14 protein-coding genes are annotated in these 15,838 nt (G+C 73.0%); 8 read left to right on the top strand and 6 right to left on the bottom strand.

Annotation, left to right across the window (positions count from 1 at the left end; translation table 11 throughout):
• Window positions 1-113: 113 nt before the first annotated feature.
• Window positions 114-1,091 (bottom strand): 4-hydroxy-3-methylbut-2-enyl diphosphate reductase, encoded by a 978-nt coding sequence (locus ACIQ9P_RS20945; RefSeq protein WP_402357893.1) that lies wholly within the window; start codon window positions 1,089-1,091, stop codon window positions 114-116.
• Between the two features lie 87 nt (window positions 1,092-1,178).
• Between ACIQ9P_RS20945 and ACIQ9P_RS20940 the strand changes: the two genes are divergently transcribed.
• The 4 genes from ACIQ9P_RS20940 to ACIQ9P_RS20925 all read left to right on the top strand — a co-directional run bounded on the left by ACIQ9P_RS20940 (window position 1,179) and on the right by ACIQ9P_RS20925 (window position 4,846).
• A complete protein-coding gene (locus ACIQ9P_RS20940) occupies window positions 1,179-2,549 on the top strand; it encodes an APC family permease (RefSeq protein ID WP_402357890.1) in 1,371 nt (456 codons plus the stop codon).
• 10 nt (window positions 2,550-2,559) lie between these two features.
• Window positions 2,560-3,810, top strand: coding sequence for an exodeoxyribonuclease VII large subunit (xseA, locus tag ACIQ9P_RS20935; protein ID WP_402357887.1), 1,251 nt, complete (start codon window positions 2,560-2,562; stop codon window positions 3,808-3,810).
• A 46-nt stretch (window positions 3,811-3,856) separates the two neighbouring features.
• Window positions 3,857-4,120: an exodeoxyribonuclease VII small subunit gene (locus ACIQ9P_RS20930; RefSeq protein ID WP_402357884.1), complete on the top strand. Its 264-nt coding sequence runs from the start codon at window positions 3,857-3,859 to the stop codon at window positions 4,118-4,120.
• Between the two features lie 126 nt (window positions 4,121-4,246).
• Window positions 4,247-4,846: a malonic semialdehyde reductase gene (locus tag ACIQ9P_RS20925; RefSeq protein WP_402357881.1), complete on the top strand. Its 600-nt coding sequence runs from the start codon at window positions 4,247-4,249 to the stop codon at window positions 4,844-4,846.
• Between the two features lie 191 nt (window positions 4,847-5,037).
• Here the strand turns inward: ACIQ9P_RS20925 and ACIQ9P_RS20920 are convergent, their stop codons facing one another.
• Window positions 5,038-5,574, bottom strand: a complete 537-nt coding sequence (locus tag ACIQ9P_RS20920) for a DUF4245 domain-containing protein (RefSeq protein ID WP_402357878.1) — start codon at window positions 5,572-5,574, stop codon at window positions 5,038-5,040.
• Window positions 5,575-5,789: 215 nt separating this feature from the next.
• Here ACIQ9P_RS20920 and glpX point away from each other — a divergent pair, with 215 nt between their 5' ends.
• Window positions 5,790-6,830 carry a class II fructose-bisphosphatase gene (gene glpX, locus ACIQ9P_RS20915; protein ID WP_402357875.1) on the top strand — a complete coding sequence of 347 codons (1,041 nt, stop codon included), beginning with the start codon at window positions 5,790-5,792 and terminating at the stop codon, window positions 6,828-6,830.
• A gap of 146 nt (window positions 6,831-6,976) precedes the next feature.
• Here glpX and ACIQ9P_RS20910 read toward each other — a convergent pair whose 3' ends face one another.
• Both ACIQ9P_RS20910 and ACIQ9P_RS20905 read right to left on the bottom strand, forming a co-directional pair.
• Complete coding sequence (locus ACIQ9P_RS20910) at window positions 6,977-7,330, bottom strand: WhiB family transcriptional regulator (protein ID WP_402358031.1); 354 nt, start codon at window positions 7,328-7,330, stop codon at window positions 6,977-6,979.
• A gap of 424 nt (window positions 7,331-7,754) precedes the next feature.
• Window positions 7,755-8,519, bottom strand: a complete 765-nt coding sequence (locus tag ACIQ9P_RS20905) for a DUF1707 domain-containing protein (protein WP_402357872.1) — start codon at window positions 8,517-8,519, stop codon at window positions 7,755-7,757.
• A gap of 183 nt (window positions 8,520-8,702) precedes the next feature.
• Here ACIQ9P_RS20905 and ACIQ9P_RS20900 point away from each other — a divergent pair, with 183 nt between their 5' ends.
• Window positions 8,703-10,370 (top strand): fumarate hydratase, encoded by a 1,668-nt coding sequence (locus ACIQ9P_RS20900; RefSeq protein WP_402357869.1) that lies wholly within the window; start codon window positions 8,703-8,705, stop codon window positions 10,368-10,370.
• Between the two features lie 137 nt (window positions 10,371-10,507).
• On the opposite strand, the gene ACIQ9P_RS20895 is transcribed toward ACIQ9P_RS20900, so the two are convergent.
• Window positions 10,508-11,269 carry a GntR family transcriptional regulator gene (locus tag ACIQ9P_RS20895; RefSeq protein ID WP_402357866.1) on the bottom strand — a complete coding sequence of 254 codons (762 nt, stop codon included), beginning with the start codon at window positions 11,267-11,269 and terminating at the stop codon, window positions 10,508-10,510.
• A gap of 219 nt (window positions 11,270-11,488) precedes the next feature.
• Between ACIQ9P_RS20895 and ACIQ9P_RS20890 the strand changes: the two genes are divergently transcribed.
• Window positions 11,489-11,812 carry a hypothetical protein gene (locus ACIQ9P_RS20890; protein WP_402357863.1) on the top strand — a complete coding sequence of 108 codons (324 nt, stop codon included), beginning with the start codon at window positions 11,489-11,491 and terminating at the stop codon, window positions 11,810-11,812.
• 491 nt (window positions 11,813-12,303) lie between these two features.
• On the opposite strand, the gene ACIQ9P_RS20885 is transcribed toward ACIQ9P_RS20890, so the two are convergent.
• The gene (locus tag ACIQ9P_RS20885; RefSeq protein ID WP_402357860.1) at window positions 12,304-12,561 is read right to left on the bottom strand and encodes a hypothetical protein; all 258 of its coding nucleotides are present in this window, start codon (window positions 12,559-12,561) and stop codon (window positions 12,304-12,306) included.
• Between the two features lie 217 nt (window positions 12,562-12,778).
• Here ACIQ9P_RS20885 and ACIQ9P_RS20880 point away from each other — a divergent pair, with 217 nt between their 5' ends.
• A complete protein-coding gene (locus ACIQ9P_RS20880) occupies window positions 12,779-15,745 on the top strand; it encodes an AfsR/SARP family transcriptional regulator (protein WP_402357857.1) in 2,967 nt (988 codons plus the stop codon).
• Window positions 15,746-15,838 lie beyond the last annotated feature (93 nt).

The following is a 15,838-nucleotide window of genomic DNA, read 5'->3' as shown; positions in this document are numbered from 1 at the left end:
CATGGCTGTGCACGGCCGTCCACAAAACTTACGAGAGCCCGCCGGGCCCCGCACAGCGGAGGGCCCGGCGACCCCGCGGGGGCCGCCGGGCCCTCCGGCCGGATCCTGACGCGTTACAGCTTGCCCGCGGCCTCGGCCCGCAGGTCGCGGCGGAGCTCCTTGGGCAGCGAGAAGATCAGGTGCTCCTCGGCGGTCTTGACGGTGGAGACCTCGTCGTAGCCGCGCGCGGCCAGCCACTCCAGCACGCCGTCGACCAGGATCTCCGGCACCGAGGCGCCGCTGGTCAGGCCGACCGTGGTGACGCCGGTCAGCCACTCCTCGCTGATCTCCTCGGCGAAGTCGACCAGGTGGGCGGCCTTGGCGCCGTACTCCAGGCCGACCTCGACCAGGCGGACGGAGTTGGAGGAGTTCTTGGAGCCGACCACGATCAGCAGGTCCGTCTCCGGGGCCATCTGCTTGACGGCCACCTGACGGTTCTGGGTGGCGTAGCAGATGTCGTCGCTGGGCGGGCTGACCAGCAGCGGGAAGCGCTGCTTCAGCTCGCCGACGGTGGCCATGGTCTCGTCCACCGACAGGGTGGTCTGGGAGAGCCAGACCACCTTGGACTCGTCGCGGACCTGCACCTTGGCGACGTCCTCGGCGCCGTCGACCAGGTGGATCCGGTCCGGCGCCTCGCCCATGGTGCCGATGACCTCCTCGTGGCCCTCGTGGCCCACCAGCAGGATGTCGTAGCCCTCGTCGGCGAAGCGCACGGCCTCCTTGTGCACCTTGGTCACCAGCGGGCAGGTGGCGTCGACGGTGGCGAGCTTGCCGGCCCGCGCCTCGTCGTGCACCGACGGGGCGACGCCGTGGGCGGAGAAGACCACGATCGAGCCCTCGGGCACCTCCTCCGTCTCGTCGACGAAGATCGCGCCCTTCTTCTCCAGGGTCTGCACCACGTACTTGTTGTGGACGATCTGCTTGCGGACGTAGATGGGCGCCCCGTACTGCTCCAGGGCCTTCTCAACGGCGATCACGGCGCGGTCGACGCCCGCGCAGTAGCCCCGGGGGGCGGCGAGCAGGACACGGCGCTGCGCGGTGTTGGAGGACATGGCTCCATCGTACGGGCGGAGGGGAGCCGCGCCGACGGGAGTCGCGTTCCGGCCGGAACCGGTCCCGGGTGCTCAAATGTGGAAGCTATGAGCGAGCGAGCCGGGCCGGACGGGCCCGACGACGGCGGGCCCCCGGGCGGGCTGCGGCGCAGCCTCGGCGTCCGCGACCTGGTGGTCTACGGACTGCTGTTCATCGCCCCGATGGCCCCGGTGGGCGTGTTCGGGGTGCTCGACGCCAAGAGCCGCGGCGCGGTCGCGGCCGTCTACCTGGTGGCCACCGCGGCCATGGGTTTCACGGCGCTCTCCTACGCGCAGATGGTGCGGGCGGTGCCGCGGACGGGGTCGGTGTACGCCTACGCGCGGGCCGGGCTCGGCGAGGCGGCGGGCTTCCTGGCCGGATGGATGGCGCTGCTGGACTACCTGTTGATCCCGGCGGTCGCGTACCTGTTCTCCGGGATCGCGCTGCACTCGCTGGTCCCGGACGTCCCGCGCTGGGTGTGGACGGCGCTGGCGGTGCTGGTGACCACCGCGCTGAACCTGGCCGGGGTGCGGACGGCGGCGAGGGTGGGTCTGGCGGTGCTGGTGGCGGAGCTCGCGGTACTGGCGGTCTTCGTGGCCGCGGCCGCGGTGGTGCTGGCGCGCGACGGCGCGCAGCGCGGCTGGGCGACGCCGTTCACGGCCGTCGGCGGCTTCTCCGCGTCCGCCGTGCTCTCGGCGGTCTCGGTGGCGGTGCTGTCCTATCTGGGCTTCGACGCGATCGCGACCTTCGTCGAGGAGGCGGTCGGCGCCTCGGCGGCGGTGGCGCGGGCGCTGGTGTGGTGCCTGGTGGTGTCCGGTCTGCTGTTCGTGGCGCAGACCTGGCTGGCGGCGCTGCTGGAGCCGCTCTCCCCGGCGGAGCTGGCGGCGGATCCGGCGGCGCAGGGGTCGGCGTTCTACGACACGGTGGAGGGCTCGGTCGGGCACTGGCTGCATGTGCTGGTCGCGGCGAGCAAGGCGGTCGGCGCGGCCTTCGCCGCCCTGGCCGGGCAGGCGGCGGCCGGGCGGCTGCTGTTCGCGATGGGCCGGGACGGGCGGCTGCCGCGCTTCCTCGGCGCGGTCGACCCGGGATCGGCGGTGCCGCGCCGGGCGCTGCTGGTGTCGGCGGCGATCACCCTGGTGGCGGCGGTCTGGGCGGCGGACCGGGACGACGGGCTCGACCGGCTGACCTCGGTGGTGGACATCGGCGCCCTCACCGCCTTCACCCTGCTGCACGCCTCGGTGGTGGGCTGGTACGTGGTGCGGCACGGCTCGCGCGACTGGGCCCGGCACCTGCTGGTGCCGGTGCTGGGCGTGCTGGTGATCGGCGCGGTGGTGGCCGAGGCGGCCGGCTCGGCGCAGGTGGTGGGGCTGGTCTGGCTGGCGGTCGGCCTGCTGGTGGTGGCCGTCCGGAGCGGTTCCGCTGTCGGCGGGCGTCGCTAACCTCGTACCCATGGCCAACCCCAGCTCCCCCGAAGCGCCGCTCCCGGTCGGCAAGGTCTCCGCCCTGATCGGCGGCTGGATCGACCGGCTCGGCGCGATCTGGGTGGAGGGACAGATCACCCAGCTGAGCCGGCGGCCGGGGGCGGGTGTGGTGTTCCTGACGCTGCGCGACCCGCAGGCGGACGTCTCGCTGACGGTGACGTGCTTCCGCTCCGTCTTCGACCAGGTCGCGGACTCGGTGCAGGAGGGCTCGCGGGTGATCCTGCACGCCAGGCCGGAGTGGTACGCGGCGCGCGGCCAGCTCTCGCTGCGGGCGTCGGAGATCCGGCTGGTCGGTCTGGGCGAGCTGCTGGCCCGGCTGGAGCAGCTGAAGCGGCGGCTGGCCGGCGAGGGGCTGTTCGCGGCGGAGCGCAAGAAGCCGCTGCCGTTCCTGCCGCAGTGCGTCGGGCTGGTGACCGGGCGCGGCTCGGCGGCGGAGCGGGACGTGCTGGAGAACGCCCGGCGGCGCTGGCCCGCCGTCCGCTTCGAGATCCGCAACGTCCCGGTGCAGGGTGTCAGCGCGGTGGAGCGGGTGAGCGAGGCCGTCCGGGAGCTGGACGAGCACCCCGAGGTGGACGTGATCGTGGTGGCCCGGGGCGGCGGCAGCGTCGAGGACCTGCTGCCGTTCTCGGACGAGGGCCTGATCCGCTTGGTCGCGGCCGCGCGGACGCCGGTGGTGAGCGCGATCGGGCACGAGCCGGACCAGCCGCTGCTGGACTTCGTCGCCGACCTGCGCGCCTCCACGCCCACCGACGCCGCCAAACGGGTGGTTCCGGACGTCGGCGAGGAGCTGGTCAAGGTCCGTCAGCTGCGGGACCGGGCGCGGCGGCACGTGCTGGCCCGGGTGGAGCGGGAGCGGCACGGGCTGGACGGGGTGCGCAGCCGGCCGGTGCTGGCGGCGCCGCAGCGGATGCTGGACGGGCGGGGTCAGGAGGTGGCCGGGCTGCTGGAGCGGTCCCGGCGCACCCTGGGCCACCGGCTGGAGCACGCGCAGAGCGATCTCGGGCACACCCTGGCCCGGGTAGTGGCGCTGTCCCCGGCGGCCACCCTGGAGCGCGGGTACGCGGTGCTGCAGCGGCGGGACGGCACGGTGGTGACCGATCCGGCGCAGGTCGCGGCCGGCGAGGGACTGCACGCCCGGGTGGCGGGCGGCGGCTTCGACGTCACCGCGGACGGCACGGCGGCGGACGGCGGGCCGGACGGCGGCGCGGCGGGCCGGTAGCGGCGGGCGGGGCGCGGTGACGGTCCGGCCCCCTACGCTGGCTCCCATGGCAGACGAGGAGCAGAGCACGGCGGCAGCGGCCGTGGAGACGCCGACCGCGGACGACGCGCTGGGGTACGAGCACGCGCGGGACGCGCTGCTGGAGGTGGTCCGACAGCTGGAGAACGGCGGCACCTCACTGGAGGAGTCGCTGGCGCTGTGGGAGCGCGGCGAGCAGCTGGCGAAGGTCTGCCAGCGCTGGCTGGACGGCGCGCGGGCCCGGCTGGACGCCGCGCTGGCCGCCGAGGAGGACGCTCCGCCGCGGGGGTGACCCAGCTCACACGCACTCCGGGGAACAGTTGAATGTTCACCCATGTTGGGAACGTCTGACCGGCTGCGGCCGGTCACCGCTCCACAGACGACCCCCCAGCTTCTTCCTCCCCCGAGGTGCACAGACATGACCACCGACACTCTGGTTCTCGACGCCGCCGCCCAGGACCTGCTGTTCCGCGAGGCCCGGACGGCCAACTCCTTCACCGACGAGCCGGTTTCCGACGAGCAGATCCAGGCGATCTACGAGCTGGTCAAGTTCGGCCCGACGGCGATGAACCAGCAGCCGCTGCGCGTCGTCCTGGTCCGCTCGGCCGAGGGCCGCGAGCGCCTGGTCCAGCACCTCGGCGAGGGCAACAAGGCGAAGACCGCCGCCGCCCCGCTGACCGCGATCCTCGCCGTGGACAACGAGTTCCACGAGGAGCTGCCGACCGTCTTCCCGCACTTCCCGGCCGCCAAGGGCTACTTCTCCGAGCGCCCGGTCCGCGAAGCCTCGGCCGCGATGAACGGCGCCCTGCAGGCCGGCTACTTCATCATCGGCGTGCGCGCCGCCGGCCTGGCCGCCGGCCCGATGACCGGCTACGACGCCGAGGGCATCAACAAGGAGTTCTTCACCGACGGCGAGCACTCGGTGCTGGCCGTGGTGAACATCGGCAAGCCGGGCGAGAACGCCTGGTACCCGCGCTCGCCGCGGCTGGCCTACGACGAGGTCGTCACCACCGTCTGAGCCACCACCGTCCGCGCCCTCGGCCGATTCACCACCGGCCGAAGGCGCGACCGGCCCCGCCGGACCGGGAACCCCCGGTCCGGCGGGGACAGCGCGAGGGCCCCGCACGCACCGCGTGCGGGGCCCTTCCGCGTCCCGGTCGACCGGCCGCCCCCGGAACGGAGATCTCCGCTCCGGGGGCGGGAACCGGACTACTTCAACGACCGCGCCAGCTCCGCCAGCTCCTCGTAGGAGGCGGTGCCGGTCAGCACGGTGGTGGCGCTGCCGGTCTGCGTGGTGATCGCCCGCGCCTTCGGCCCCTGCACCCGCTCCCACGCCTGCCCGGCGACGTCCTCGGTGCCGTCCGGCTTGCCGTCGGCCACGGTGGCCTTGAGCACGTCGTCACGCGCGATGTCGCTCTGCTCCACGGCCGCGTACTGGCCCGACGGAGTGACGAAGCCCAGGTGCCAGGCATTGCCCTTGCCGTTGTTCATCGCCGCCGCGTTGTACGTCACCGAGGTGGCCCGCCACTTCGGCGACAGGCCGTCCGGGACCAGCAGCGGGTACGGCGCGGCGCGCTTCGCGGTGGCCGCGGCCACCCGGTAGTCGACCGGGCGCACCCCGTCGCCGTCCGCGTCGTGCGGCAGGAACAGGTACCCGACCCAGACCACGACGCCGACGGCCAGCATCGACAGGACCATGTCCCGTACGCTCTGCCGGCCCCTCATGCCCTTGCTCTCTCCAGCCACCCCCACATGGTGACTCATGCCGACGCGGCCGCCCGCACCCGGGGTGGCCGCGTCGGCGCGCCGAGGGGCCGAAGCCGCCCCCTCCGGGCCGTGGAGGGACCCGCGCCACAGACAGTCATGTCGTGGGCAGATACGATCGCAACACCCTCACCACGGCGTTCGACCAGGCAGTAGTCGGGCGCTCACTGGCCGTCGCGTACAGAGAGGTAACGACGATGACCACGCAGTACCCGCACCACCTCCCCAGCTCCCTCGAGGTCGCGCCCGAGGCTCCGGACCGGAACCTCGCGCTCGAACTCGTCCGGGTCACCGAGGCCGCCGCGCTCGCGGCCGGCCGCTGGGTCGGCCGTGGCGACAAGAACGGCGCCGACGGCGCCGCGGTCCGCGCCATGCGCACCCTCGTCTCCACCGTCTCGATGAACGGCGTCGTCGTCATCGGCGAAGGGGAGAAGGACGAAGCCCCGATGCTCTACAACGGCGAGCGGGTCGGCGACGGCACCGGCGCCGAGTGCGATGTCGCGGTGGACCCCGTCGACGGCACCACCCTCACGGCCAAGGGCATGAACAACGCGGTCGCCGTCCTCGCCGTCGCCGACCGCGGCACCATGTTCGACCCGAGCGCCGTGTTCTACATGGACAAGCTGGTCACCGGGCCGGAGGCTGCCGACTTCGTCGACATCACCGCCCCGCCGGCCGTCAACATCCGCCGGGTCGCCAAGGCCAAGGGCATCGCCGTCGAGGACGTCACCGTCGTCGTCCTGGACCGCCCCCGCCACGAGGGTCTGATCCGGGACATCCGCGACGCCGGCGCCCGGATCAAGTACATCTCCGACGGCGACGTCGCCGGCGCCATCATGGCCGCCCGCGAGGGCACCGGCGTCGACCTGCTCATGGGCATCGGCGGCACCCCCGAGGGCATCATCGCCGCCTGCGCGATGAAGTGCATGGGCGGCGTGATCCAGGGCCGGCTCTGGCCCAAGGACGACGCCGAGCGGCAGAAGGCCATCGACGCCGGGCACGACCTCGACCGGGTGCTCAGCACCGACGACCTGGTCAGCGGCGAGAACGTGTTCTTCGTCGCCACCGGCATCACCGACGGCGAGCTGCTGCGCGGGGTGCACTACCGCCAGGAGACCGCCACCACCAGCTCGCTGGTCATGCGTTCCAAGAGCGGCACCATCCGGGAGGTCCACGCGACCCACCGGCTGTCCAAGCTCCGGGCCTACAGCGCGATCGACTTCGACCGCGCCAACTGAGCGACCCCGTGACCGGGCCGCCCACCGGCGGCCCGGTCCACGGAACGGTCACGGCGAAACCCGCGGCCTCGGCGAAATCCCCCTTCGCCGAGGCCGCGGGCGTGTGCGGCGGGCGCGTGCCGACGCCCCGGGCCCGGCGCCGGGGATCAGCCCGCGATCCGGCCCCTCGCCCCCGGCACCCGGACCGGCTCGCACAGCTCGACGTCCCGCCGCCGGCGGCGCGCCAGCACCACCCGGCGCTCGGCCGCCGTCAGCCCGCCCCAGACCCCGTAGGGCTCCGGCTGCGCCAGCGCGTGCTCCCGGCAGTCCAGCAGCACCGGGCAGCGGGCGCACACCTGCTTCGCCTGCTCCTCGCGCGACAGCCGGGCCGCGGTCGGCTCCTTGGACGGTGCGAAGAAGAGGCCCACCTCGTCCCGCCGGCAGGCCGCGGCGGTGTGCCACGGACTGTCCTCGCCCGCCGGCTGCGCCGGGGGCCGCTCCAGCAGCTGCGCCGCGGCCACCGGCGAGGCGGCGGCCGACGGCCGGCCGACCGGCGACGGGGCGGCCGGCGAAGGGGCGGCGGACGGGGTGGTGCGGGACTCGATCGGATGCAGCACGGCCGTACTCCTGACGAGGCTCTCGGACACGGGGAAGCTCGCTCCCCTGCCCGGCTGCGGGGTCCCCGTTCACACCCGGGCCGGCCTCAGGCCGCCTCCGGTACGCAGCCGTACAAGAAGCGATGTGCCAGAGGAACTACCCCACGCCGCCGGGATTCATGCACACTGCACGCAACCGACTACAGCGTGCACCCGACACAACGACGAGTGCCCGGCCGGGAGTTGCCCCCGACCGGGCACCGGACCGACCGCCGGGCGGCGGAGTCCGTTGTTCCGGATGTCGACCCGCGGTCGGCCGGGACGTCCCGGCCGACCGCGGCACGCCCGCTCAGTCGGTACCGAGCTGCTTGCGCACCCACTCCTTGAGCTTCTTGCCCCGGCGCGGCTTGGCCTCGCAACCGCCGAACACCGCGGTGCCCTTGACCCGCACCACCGGCGCGTAGGGGTCCGCCGCGGTCTGCTCCTTGACGTCGAAGCCGCCGAAGATCCCGACGCCGCCCCCGTGCAGGCTGACGTTCTCCGGCACCTTGATCTCCACTCCGCCGAAGATCGCCACCACGTCGATCACCACCTCGGGCGACTCGAACACGGCGTCCGTCAGATCGATCTCGACCCCGCCGAAGATCGCCACCGCGCGCAGGTTCGACCCCACCCGCCACCGGCCCTTGCGGGACGAGCCGCCGAAGACCGCCAGCATGGTCGGCGCCTCGTTACGGGCCGGCAGCCGCACCGGGCCGTCCGGACGCGGGGCCGCCGACGGGTCGCCCAGCGGCGGCTTCTCGAAGGAGATTTCGCGGTGCACCGGAAGGTCCCGGGTCAGCGGCACGAGGTCGCCCAGGGTCTTGGCCGCGTACGCCGCCTCGATCCGCTCGGCGTGCTCCTCGACGTCCAACCGCCCCTCGGCGTAGGCGTCGCGCAGCAGCTCCGCCACCCGTTCGCGGTCGGCGTCCGAAGCCCTCAGTTCGGCCTCCGCCACCGGGGCGTGCGCGGGTCGGACGGGCGGCGTCGCCCCCGGCTTGGTCATCGGTACGGCCCCCCGGCCCTGATCGTCCAACTGCTGGTCCTGCGGGTCCTTCGACGGCGAGTTCTCCACGGGGCCAGCCTAGTCAACCGGGCAAGCCCCGTCCCCACCGCGGGTGACCCCGGTCACGCAGGCTGACCTTCCCGCGTGCGCGATTCCCGCGCGTCCTACCCTTGAGGGTGCTTTCGCCCCTCCAGGGTGCTTCGCCGACGCAGCCGGAACACTGGCAACACTGGACACCTAAGGACCGCCCCCATGGCTCCCACGCCGGACTTCGAGTACAGCGACCTTCTCCCCCTGGGCGCTGACCCGACCCCTTACCGCAAGCTCACCTCCGAGGGTGTCTCCACCTTCGAGGCCGGCGGCCGGACCTTCCTCCGGGTCGAGCCCGAGGCCCTGCGGCTGCTCACCGCCGAGGCGATGCACGACATCTCGCACTACCTGCGCCCGGCCCACCTCGCCCAGCTGCGCCGCATCCTGGACGACCCCGAGGCCAGCCCCAACGACCGCTTCGTCGCGCTGGACCTGCTGAAGAACGTCAACATCTCCGCCGGCGGCATCCTGCCGATGTGCCAGGACACCGGCACCGCGATCGTCATGGGCAAGCGCGGCCAGAACGTGCTGACCGAGGGCGGCGACGAGTCCGCGATCGCGCGCGGCGTCTTCGACGCGTACACCAAGCTCAACCTGCGCTACTCCCAGATGGCCCCGGTCACCATGTGGGAAGAGAAGAACACCGGCAACAACCTGCCGGCCCAGATCGAGCTGTACGCCACCGACGGCGACGCCTACAAGTTCCTCTTCATGGCCAAGGGCGGCGGCTCGGCCAACAAGTCGTACCTGTACCAGGAGACCAAGGCCGTCCTGAACGAGGCCAGCATGCTCGCGTTCCTGGAGCAGAAGATCCGCTCGCTGGGCACCGCCGCCTGCCCGCCGTACCACCTGGCCATCGTGATCGGCGGCACCAGCGCCGAGTTCGCCCTGAAGACCGCCAAGTACGCGTCCGCGCACTACCTGGACCAGCTGCCGACCTCCGGCGACGCGAAGACCGGCCACGGCTTCCGGGACCTGGACCTGGAGGCCAAGGTCACCGAGCTGACCCAGAAGATCGGCATCGGCGCCCAGTTCGGCGGCAAGTACTTCTGCCACGACGTGCGCGTGGTCCGCCTGCCCCGCCACGGCGCCTCGCTGCCCGTCGCGATGGCCGTCTCCTGCTCCGCCGACCGCCAGGCCCTGGGCAGGATCACCGCCGAGGGCGTCTTCCTGGAGCAGTTGGAGACCGACCCGGCGAAGTACCTGCCGGACACCACCGACGACCACCTCGACGACGACGTGGTGCGGATCGACCTCGACCAGCCGATGTCCGCGATCCGCGCCGAGCTCTCCAAGTACCCGGTGAAGACCCGGCTCTCGCTCACCGGCACCCTGGTCGTCGCGCGCGACATCGCGCACGCCAAGATCAAGGAACGGCTGGACGCCGGCGAGGGCATGCCCAAGTACCTCCAGGACCACCCGGTCTACTACGCGGGCCCGGCCAAGACCCCCGAGGGCTTCGCCTCCGGCTCCTTCGGCCCCACCACGGCCGGCCGGATGGACTCCTACGTCGACCAGTTCCAGGCCGCCGGCGGTTCCATGGTGATGCTCGCCAAGGGCAACCGCTCCAAGCAGGTCACCGACGCCTGCGCCGCGCACGGCGGCTTCTACCTCGGCTCCATCGGCGGCCCGGCCGCCCGCCTCGCCCAGGACTGCATCAAGAAGGTCGAGGTGCTGGAGTACGCCGAGCTGGGCATGGAGGCGGTCTGGCGGATCGAGGTCGAGGACTTCCCGGCCTTCATCGTGGTCGACGACAAGGGCAACGACTTCTTCCGCGAGACCACCGAGGGACCGCTCATCACCAGCCTGCGGGTCCGCTCCAAGGAGTAGCGCCCGCGGGGGCGGTCGGCCGCTCGCCGGTCGTTCCCCCGTCCTCGTTCCCCGCGGTTCCCCGCGACCCACCGCCCCGGCCGCCGCCCGCGTCCGGGGCGGTGGCACGTCCTGGCGTCGGCGCGTCAGGCGTGCGGTCAGGCGTCGAAGTCGTATTCGAGGACGTACGAAGCCGCGTCCAGGATCATCTCGTTCAGCTCGACGACCTGGCCCTCGTCGGCGAACGCGGTCCGGCAGATGAGGATCACCGGAGTGCCGGCGGAGAGTTCCAGCCGGAGGGTCTCCTCGGCGGCCGGCATCCGGGAGCGGACCTCCTCGCGGAAGTGCACCGGCTTGGCGCCGATCTCGGCCAGCCGCGCGTAGGTGCCGCCCGGGCCGGTGTCCTCCCGGGTGATGGCCGTGCCGGCCACGAGTCCGGCCGGCAGGTAGGAGGTCGACAGCAGCACCGGCTTGCCGTCCAGCACGAAACGCCGGTGCCGCACGCACATCGGCTCGCCCGGGTCGACGCCCAGCACCCGGGCCACGTGCTCGGGCGCGCCCTGCTCGGTGACCGACACCTGGTCGACGACCAGGGTGCGGTTGTCGATGTCGGCCGACCATATGGACCGGCCCGAGCCCCACTGCCCCTGGGCGAGCCGCTGGATGCCGCGCCGGCGCAGCGGCCGGAAGTCCCGGACGAAGACACCGGCCCCGCGGCGGGCCTCGGCGATGCCCTCGCTCTGCAGCACGCCGAGTGCCTGGCGGGCGGTCATCCTGGCCACGCCGTAGGCGTCCATGAGGTCGTTCTCGCCGGGCAGCCGGTCGCCCGCCCGGTACTCGCCGGCGTCGATGGCCGCCTTCAGGGTGTCGGCGATCCGTTGGTACTTGGGCTGCTTCTCGCCGCTGCTGCTGCCGACCATCGCCTTCTCCCTCGTCCTCTCGGAAATCGTAGGCGCGCCCGCGGCCGCCGGTAAGCCGATAGGACCGGCTGGACCGTTGACATCTCTAGAGATATTAGCTTCTCTAGAGATGCTGGGTAGTCGCCGAGCAGAGCCGAACCACAAAGCCAAGCCACGACAGCGACCAGGGCCGGCCACCACCGTCGCCGCGCCCGCACCGGAGCAGCAAGGAGCAGCGCGGTGAGCATCCGAAAGCGCGCCGCCGCGGCCTACCGGCCGCGCGTGGGGGAATCCGTCCTCGACACCAGGACCGGACGGACCGGCATCTACATGGACACCATCGGCGGGGAGCACTACATCCGCCCGCCCGAGGGCGGTTGCGAGTGGACCGCCCGCCCCGAACACGTCGGCCCGGCCGGACCCACCGGACCCACCGGACCCACCGAGGACGGGGGCCCCGGCGCCGCCGACGCCGACCCGGACCGCCCCGCCCGACCCACCGCACCGGCCGGACCCGGCAGACCCGCCGACCCGGCACCGGCCGGCCCCGCCCGGGCGGCCTGACCCCTCGCCCGGCAGGGCAACCACGACGGCGAATTCCGGCCACCGGGTCACCCGCGCGGGCCGCTCGCCGCCGCGGCGGACGGCCCGCGGGAGGATCGTGCGGACATGTGCCGGAGGCAATTGCCGACATTCTCGGCAAAGGCTCCGGCGGCCGCGGCCGTACAACTCGTGAACGCGACAACGGGGAGATCGACTCGTATACACATGGGCGATTTCCGCCGATATCAGTACCGAATTGGCGCCGGGAATCCCGCCCCGCGAAGCGAAGGGCCGCCGGCGGCCCGACACGCGAACGCCCCGCACCGCCGGTGGCGGGATGCGGGGCGCTCGGGTGGCGTGTGGGACTACGGGTGGCCGGCAATGATTCCGGCAGCGGCGCCGGTGGCGGTCACGAGGTAGCCGGTGGTCACCACGATCGTCGAGACGGCGACGACCGCGAGGCGACGGAAGTGCTTCACGGATGTTCCCCCCGGAACTACTGATCGACGCGCTTACGGGTGCGCGGCGATGATGCCCTGCGGCTCGCGCTTCTGGCCGGGCTCGGCACCGTCGGCCTGCTGGGCCTCCACGATGTACTGGCCTTCGTCGCCGAACTCGTCGTCCAGCAGGTCGGCCTTGTGCTCGGCGGTGGGCTCGGCGTACTCGGCCGGGTCCGAGGTCGCCGCGATCGCGCCCTCGACGGCCTGGCCGGCGACGGCCTCGACGGCCGGCTCGGTCGACACGGGGGTCTCGCTCTCGTTGTTGGCCATGGGCGGGCCGCCTTTCGGTCATCAAATGTCGTGTGCCCCACCGGCTCGGCGCGGGCACGGAGTCAGTATCGTAGGGTTGATTAAATGTCCGATAAACATCGTGCGACCGACCGTGCCGTCCGGCAGAGTCGGCCCCCCGCCTAAGCTGAAGCCACCACAACGGCGGAACCGCCGAGCGCCCTACCGGGAAATCGACACCAGGCCATCGGGGGACTACATGGAGTTTCGGGAGACGCCGCCTGCTCCGGCGCTGCGCTTCCAGGTACTCGGTCCGGTCCAAGCCTGGCTCGACGGCAGGCAGCTCGCCCTCGGCTCCCCGCAGCAGCAGGCCGTCCTGACCATGCTCCTGCTCCACGCCGGCCGCCCCGTCACCACCCAGGACCTCGTCGACGGACTCTGGGGCGACCGGCCGCCCACCCAGGCGGTCGCCGCGCTGCGGACCTACGTCTCCCGGCTGCGCACGGTCATCGAACCCCGCCGCGAGGTGCGCCGACCCGCCGAGTTCCTGGTCTCGGTCGCCGACGGCTACGCCCTGCACATCCCCGGCGAGTCCCTCGACATGACCGTCTTCGAGCAGCTCGCGGTCGAGGCCGCGACCGCCCGCGGCGCCGGGGACCTCGACAACGCCCACCACCTGCTGGTGCGTTCGCTGGCCCTGTTCAGCGGCCGGCCGCTCACCGGCGTCCCCGGACCGTACGCGGACTCCCAGCGGCTGCGGCTCGCCGAGCGCCAGGTGTCGGTGGCCGAGGAACGCTGCGCGGTCGCGCTCGACATCGGCCTGCACGCCGAGGTGGTCGGCGAGCTGAACACGCTCACCGCCGAGCACCCGCTGCGCGAGCGGCTGCGCGAACTGCTGATGCTCGCGCTGTACCGCTGCGGCCGGCAGGCGGAGGCGCTCGGGGTCTACACCGACACCCGGAAGCTGCTGATCGACGAGCTGGGCGTCGAACCGGGCACCGGCCTCTCCACGATGCACTCCCGGATCCTCGCCGCGGACCCGGCGCTGGTGCTCCCGGCCGTCCCCGCGCCGATGCCCGCCGCCCGGGAGGAGAACCCGGCGCCCCCGCCGGCCCCGGCCCAACTCCCGGCCGACGTTTCCGACTTCAGCGGCCGGGCGGAGATGGTGGCCGACCTCTCGGCCGTCCTGATGAGCGCCACCGGCCAGGCCGTGGTGGTCACTTCGCTGGCCGGTATCGGCGGCGTCGGCAAGACGACCCTGGCCGTGCACGTCGCCCACCGGGTCCGCACGGAGTTCCCGGACGGACAGCTCTACGTCGACCTGCGTGGCGCGGGCGCCTCGCCGTCCGACCCCGCCGTGGTGCTCGGCGACTTCCTGCACGCGCTCGGCGTCACCGAGAACCCCGACTCGCTGGAGCAGCGCGCCGCTCTCTACCGGTCGCTGCTCGCCAGCCGACGGATGCTGATCCTGCTCGACAACGCCCAGGACGCCGAGCAGATCCGCCCGCTGATCCCCGGGGTCTCCAGCTGCGCGGTGCTCGCCACCAGCCGCTCCCGGCTGGCCGGCATCCCCGGCGCGCACCTGGTGGACGTCGAGGAGCTGACCCCGGAGGAGGCGCTGGCACTCTTCTCCACGATCGTCGGCGAGCAGCGGGTCGCCGCCGAGCCCGAAGCCGCCATGGCCGTGGTGACCGCCTGCGGCTTCCTGCCGCTCGCGGTCCGGATCGCCGCCGCCCGGCTCGCCAGCCGCCCCCGGTGGAGCGTCTCGGACCTGGCCCGTCGGTTAGCCGATCAACGGCGGCGCCTGGACGAGCTCCAGCTCGGCAACCTCGCCGTGGAGACCACCATCGGGCTCGGGTACGGACAGCTGTCCCCCACCGAGGCCCGGGCCTTTCGGCTGCTCGCACTGATCGACTCGCCCGACTTCCCGCTGGCCGCGGCCGCCGCGCTGCTGGGCACCGACGAGCGGACGGCCGAGGATGTCGCCGAGGCGCTCGTCGAGGCCAACATGCTGGAGTGCTTCACTCCGGGTCGCTACCGGTACCACGACCTGCTGCGGCTCTACGCCCAGCGCCAGAACGAACGGGTGGGCGACACGGAGCAGCAGCACGCCGCGGTGCGGCGGCTGCTGAACCTGCTGCTGCCCACCATGTACAACGCCGCCCGGGCGATCGAGCCCGACGACCAGTTGCCCGAGCCGTTGAGCCCGCCGGACGGTCCCGGGCTGCCCCTGCCGACGAGCGACGCCGCCCGGGAGTGGCTCCGGTCCGAGAACGCCGTCCTGCTCAGCTCGGTGGAGACCGCGGTCGGCGGGCCGAGCGAGCTGCGACGGCCCGCGGTGGACCTGTTGATCCTGCTGTACAGCCTCGGCGCCGACCCCACCCAGGGCCCGCGGGTCCGCTCGATCCTGGAAGTGGCGGACCGCAACGCCCAGGTGGCCGACGACACCGCCGGACTCGCGCGGGTGCATTTCGCGATCGGCACCCTGCAGTCCGTCACCAATGACTTCCAGGGCGCCGAACGCTCCCTGCGCCGGAGCCTGGAGTTCCAGACGAGCGGCGACATGACGGTCCTCCGTTCCGCCGCCACCAACACCCTCGGCATCATCCTCAGCATCGGGAACCGCCCCGCCGAGGCCCTTCCGTTCTTCGAGCAGGCGCTCGCGATCAGCCGGGTGGTCGGCGCGCCGATCGGCGAGGCCAGGCTCATCAGCAACATCGCCCGCGTCCAGCAACGCCTGGGGATGACCGAGGTCGCCGTCAGCTCCGCCAGTGAGGCGGTGGCGGCCGCGCGCGCGTCCAAGAACGGGCCGTGCCTGGCCGACACGCTCTACCAACTCGGCGTCGTCCTCGCTTCCGGCGAGGCGGTCGACCATCTGCGGGAAGCGCACAAGCTGTACCAGGCCCAGCAGAACCCGCTCTGGGAGGGCTACACCCTCGCCCGGCTCGCCTCCTCGCTGCTGGCCGCCGGTCAGCAGCCCGAAGCGGCGGAGACGGCCGAGGAGTCACTCGCGATCGGACTGGAGATGGACTCCGCCTACTGCCAGGGCCTGGCGAACGCCGCACTGGGCGAGGCGTTGCTCGGTCTCGCCCAGCCGGCCCGTGGACTGGCGTGCCTGCGCGAGGCGCACGCCGTCTTCACGCGGCTCGGTGTGCCCGAGTCCTCCCCCGTGGCGGAACTCATCTCCCAGCAGCACACCGAGCCCTTCCCTCCCCCCGCGCCGTAGGCCCCCGTTCCCCCGTGCTTCCCCCCTGGAGGCCCTCCCCCGTGAGCGTTCGGTGTTCCCGCAGCCCCCCGGCTGCGGGAACACCTTCAACGC

It is taken from the genome of Kitasatospora sp. NPDC094019, from assembly GCF_044764505.1.
In the GTDB taxonomy this organism is placed as follows: Bacteria; Actinomycetota; Actinomycetes; order Streptomycetales; family Streptomycetaceae; genus Kitasatospora.
Note: the sequence above shows the minus strand (reverse complement) of the source record. Positions and strands in the feature narration are given on the sequence as shown.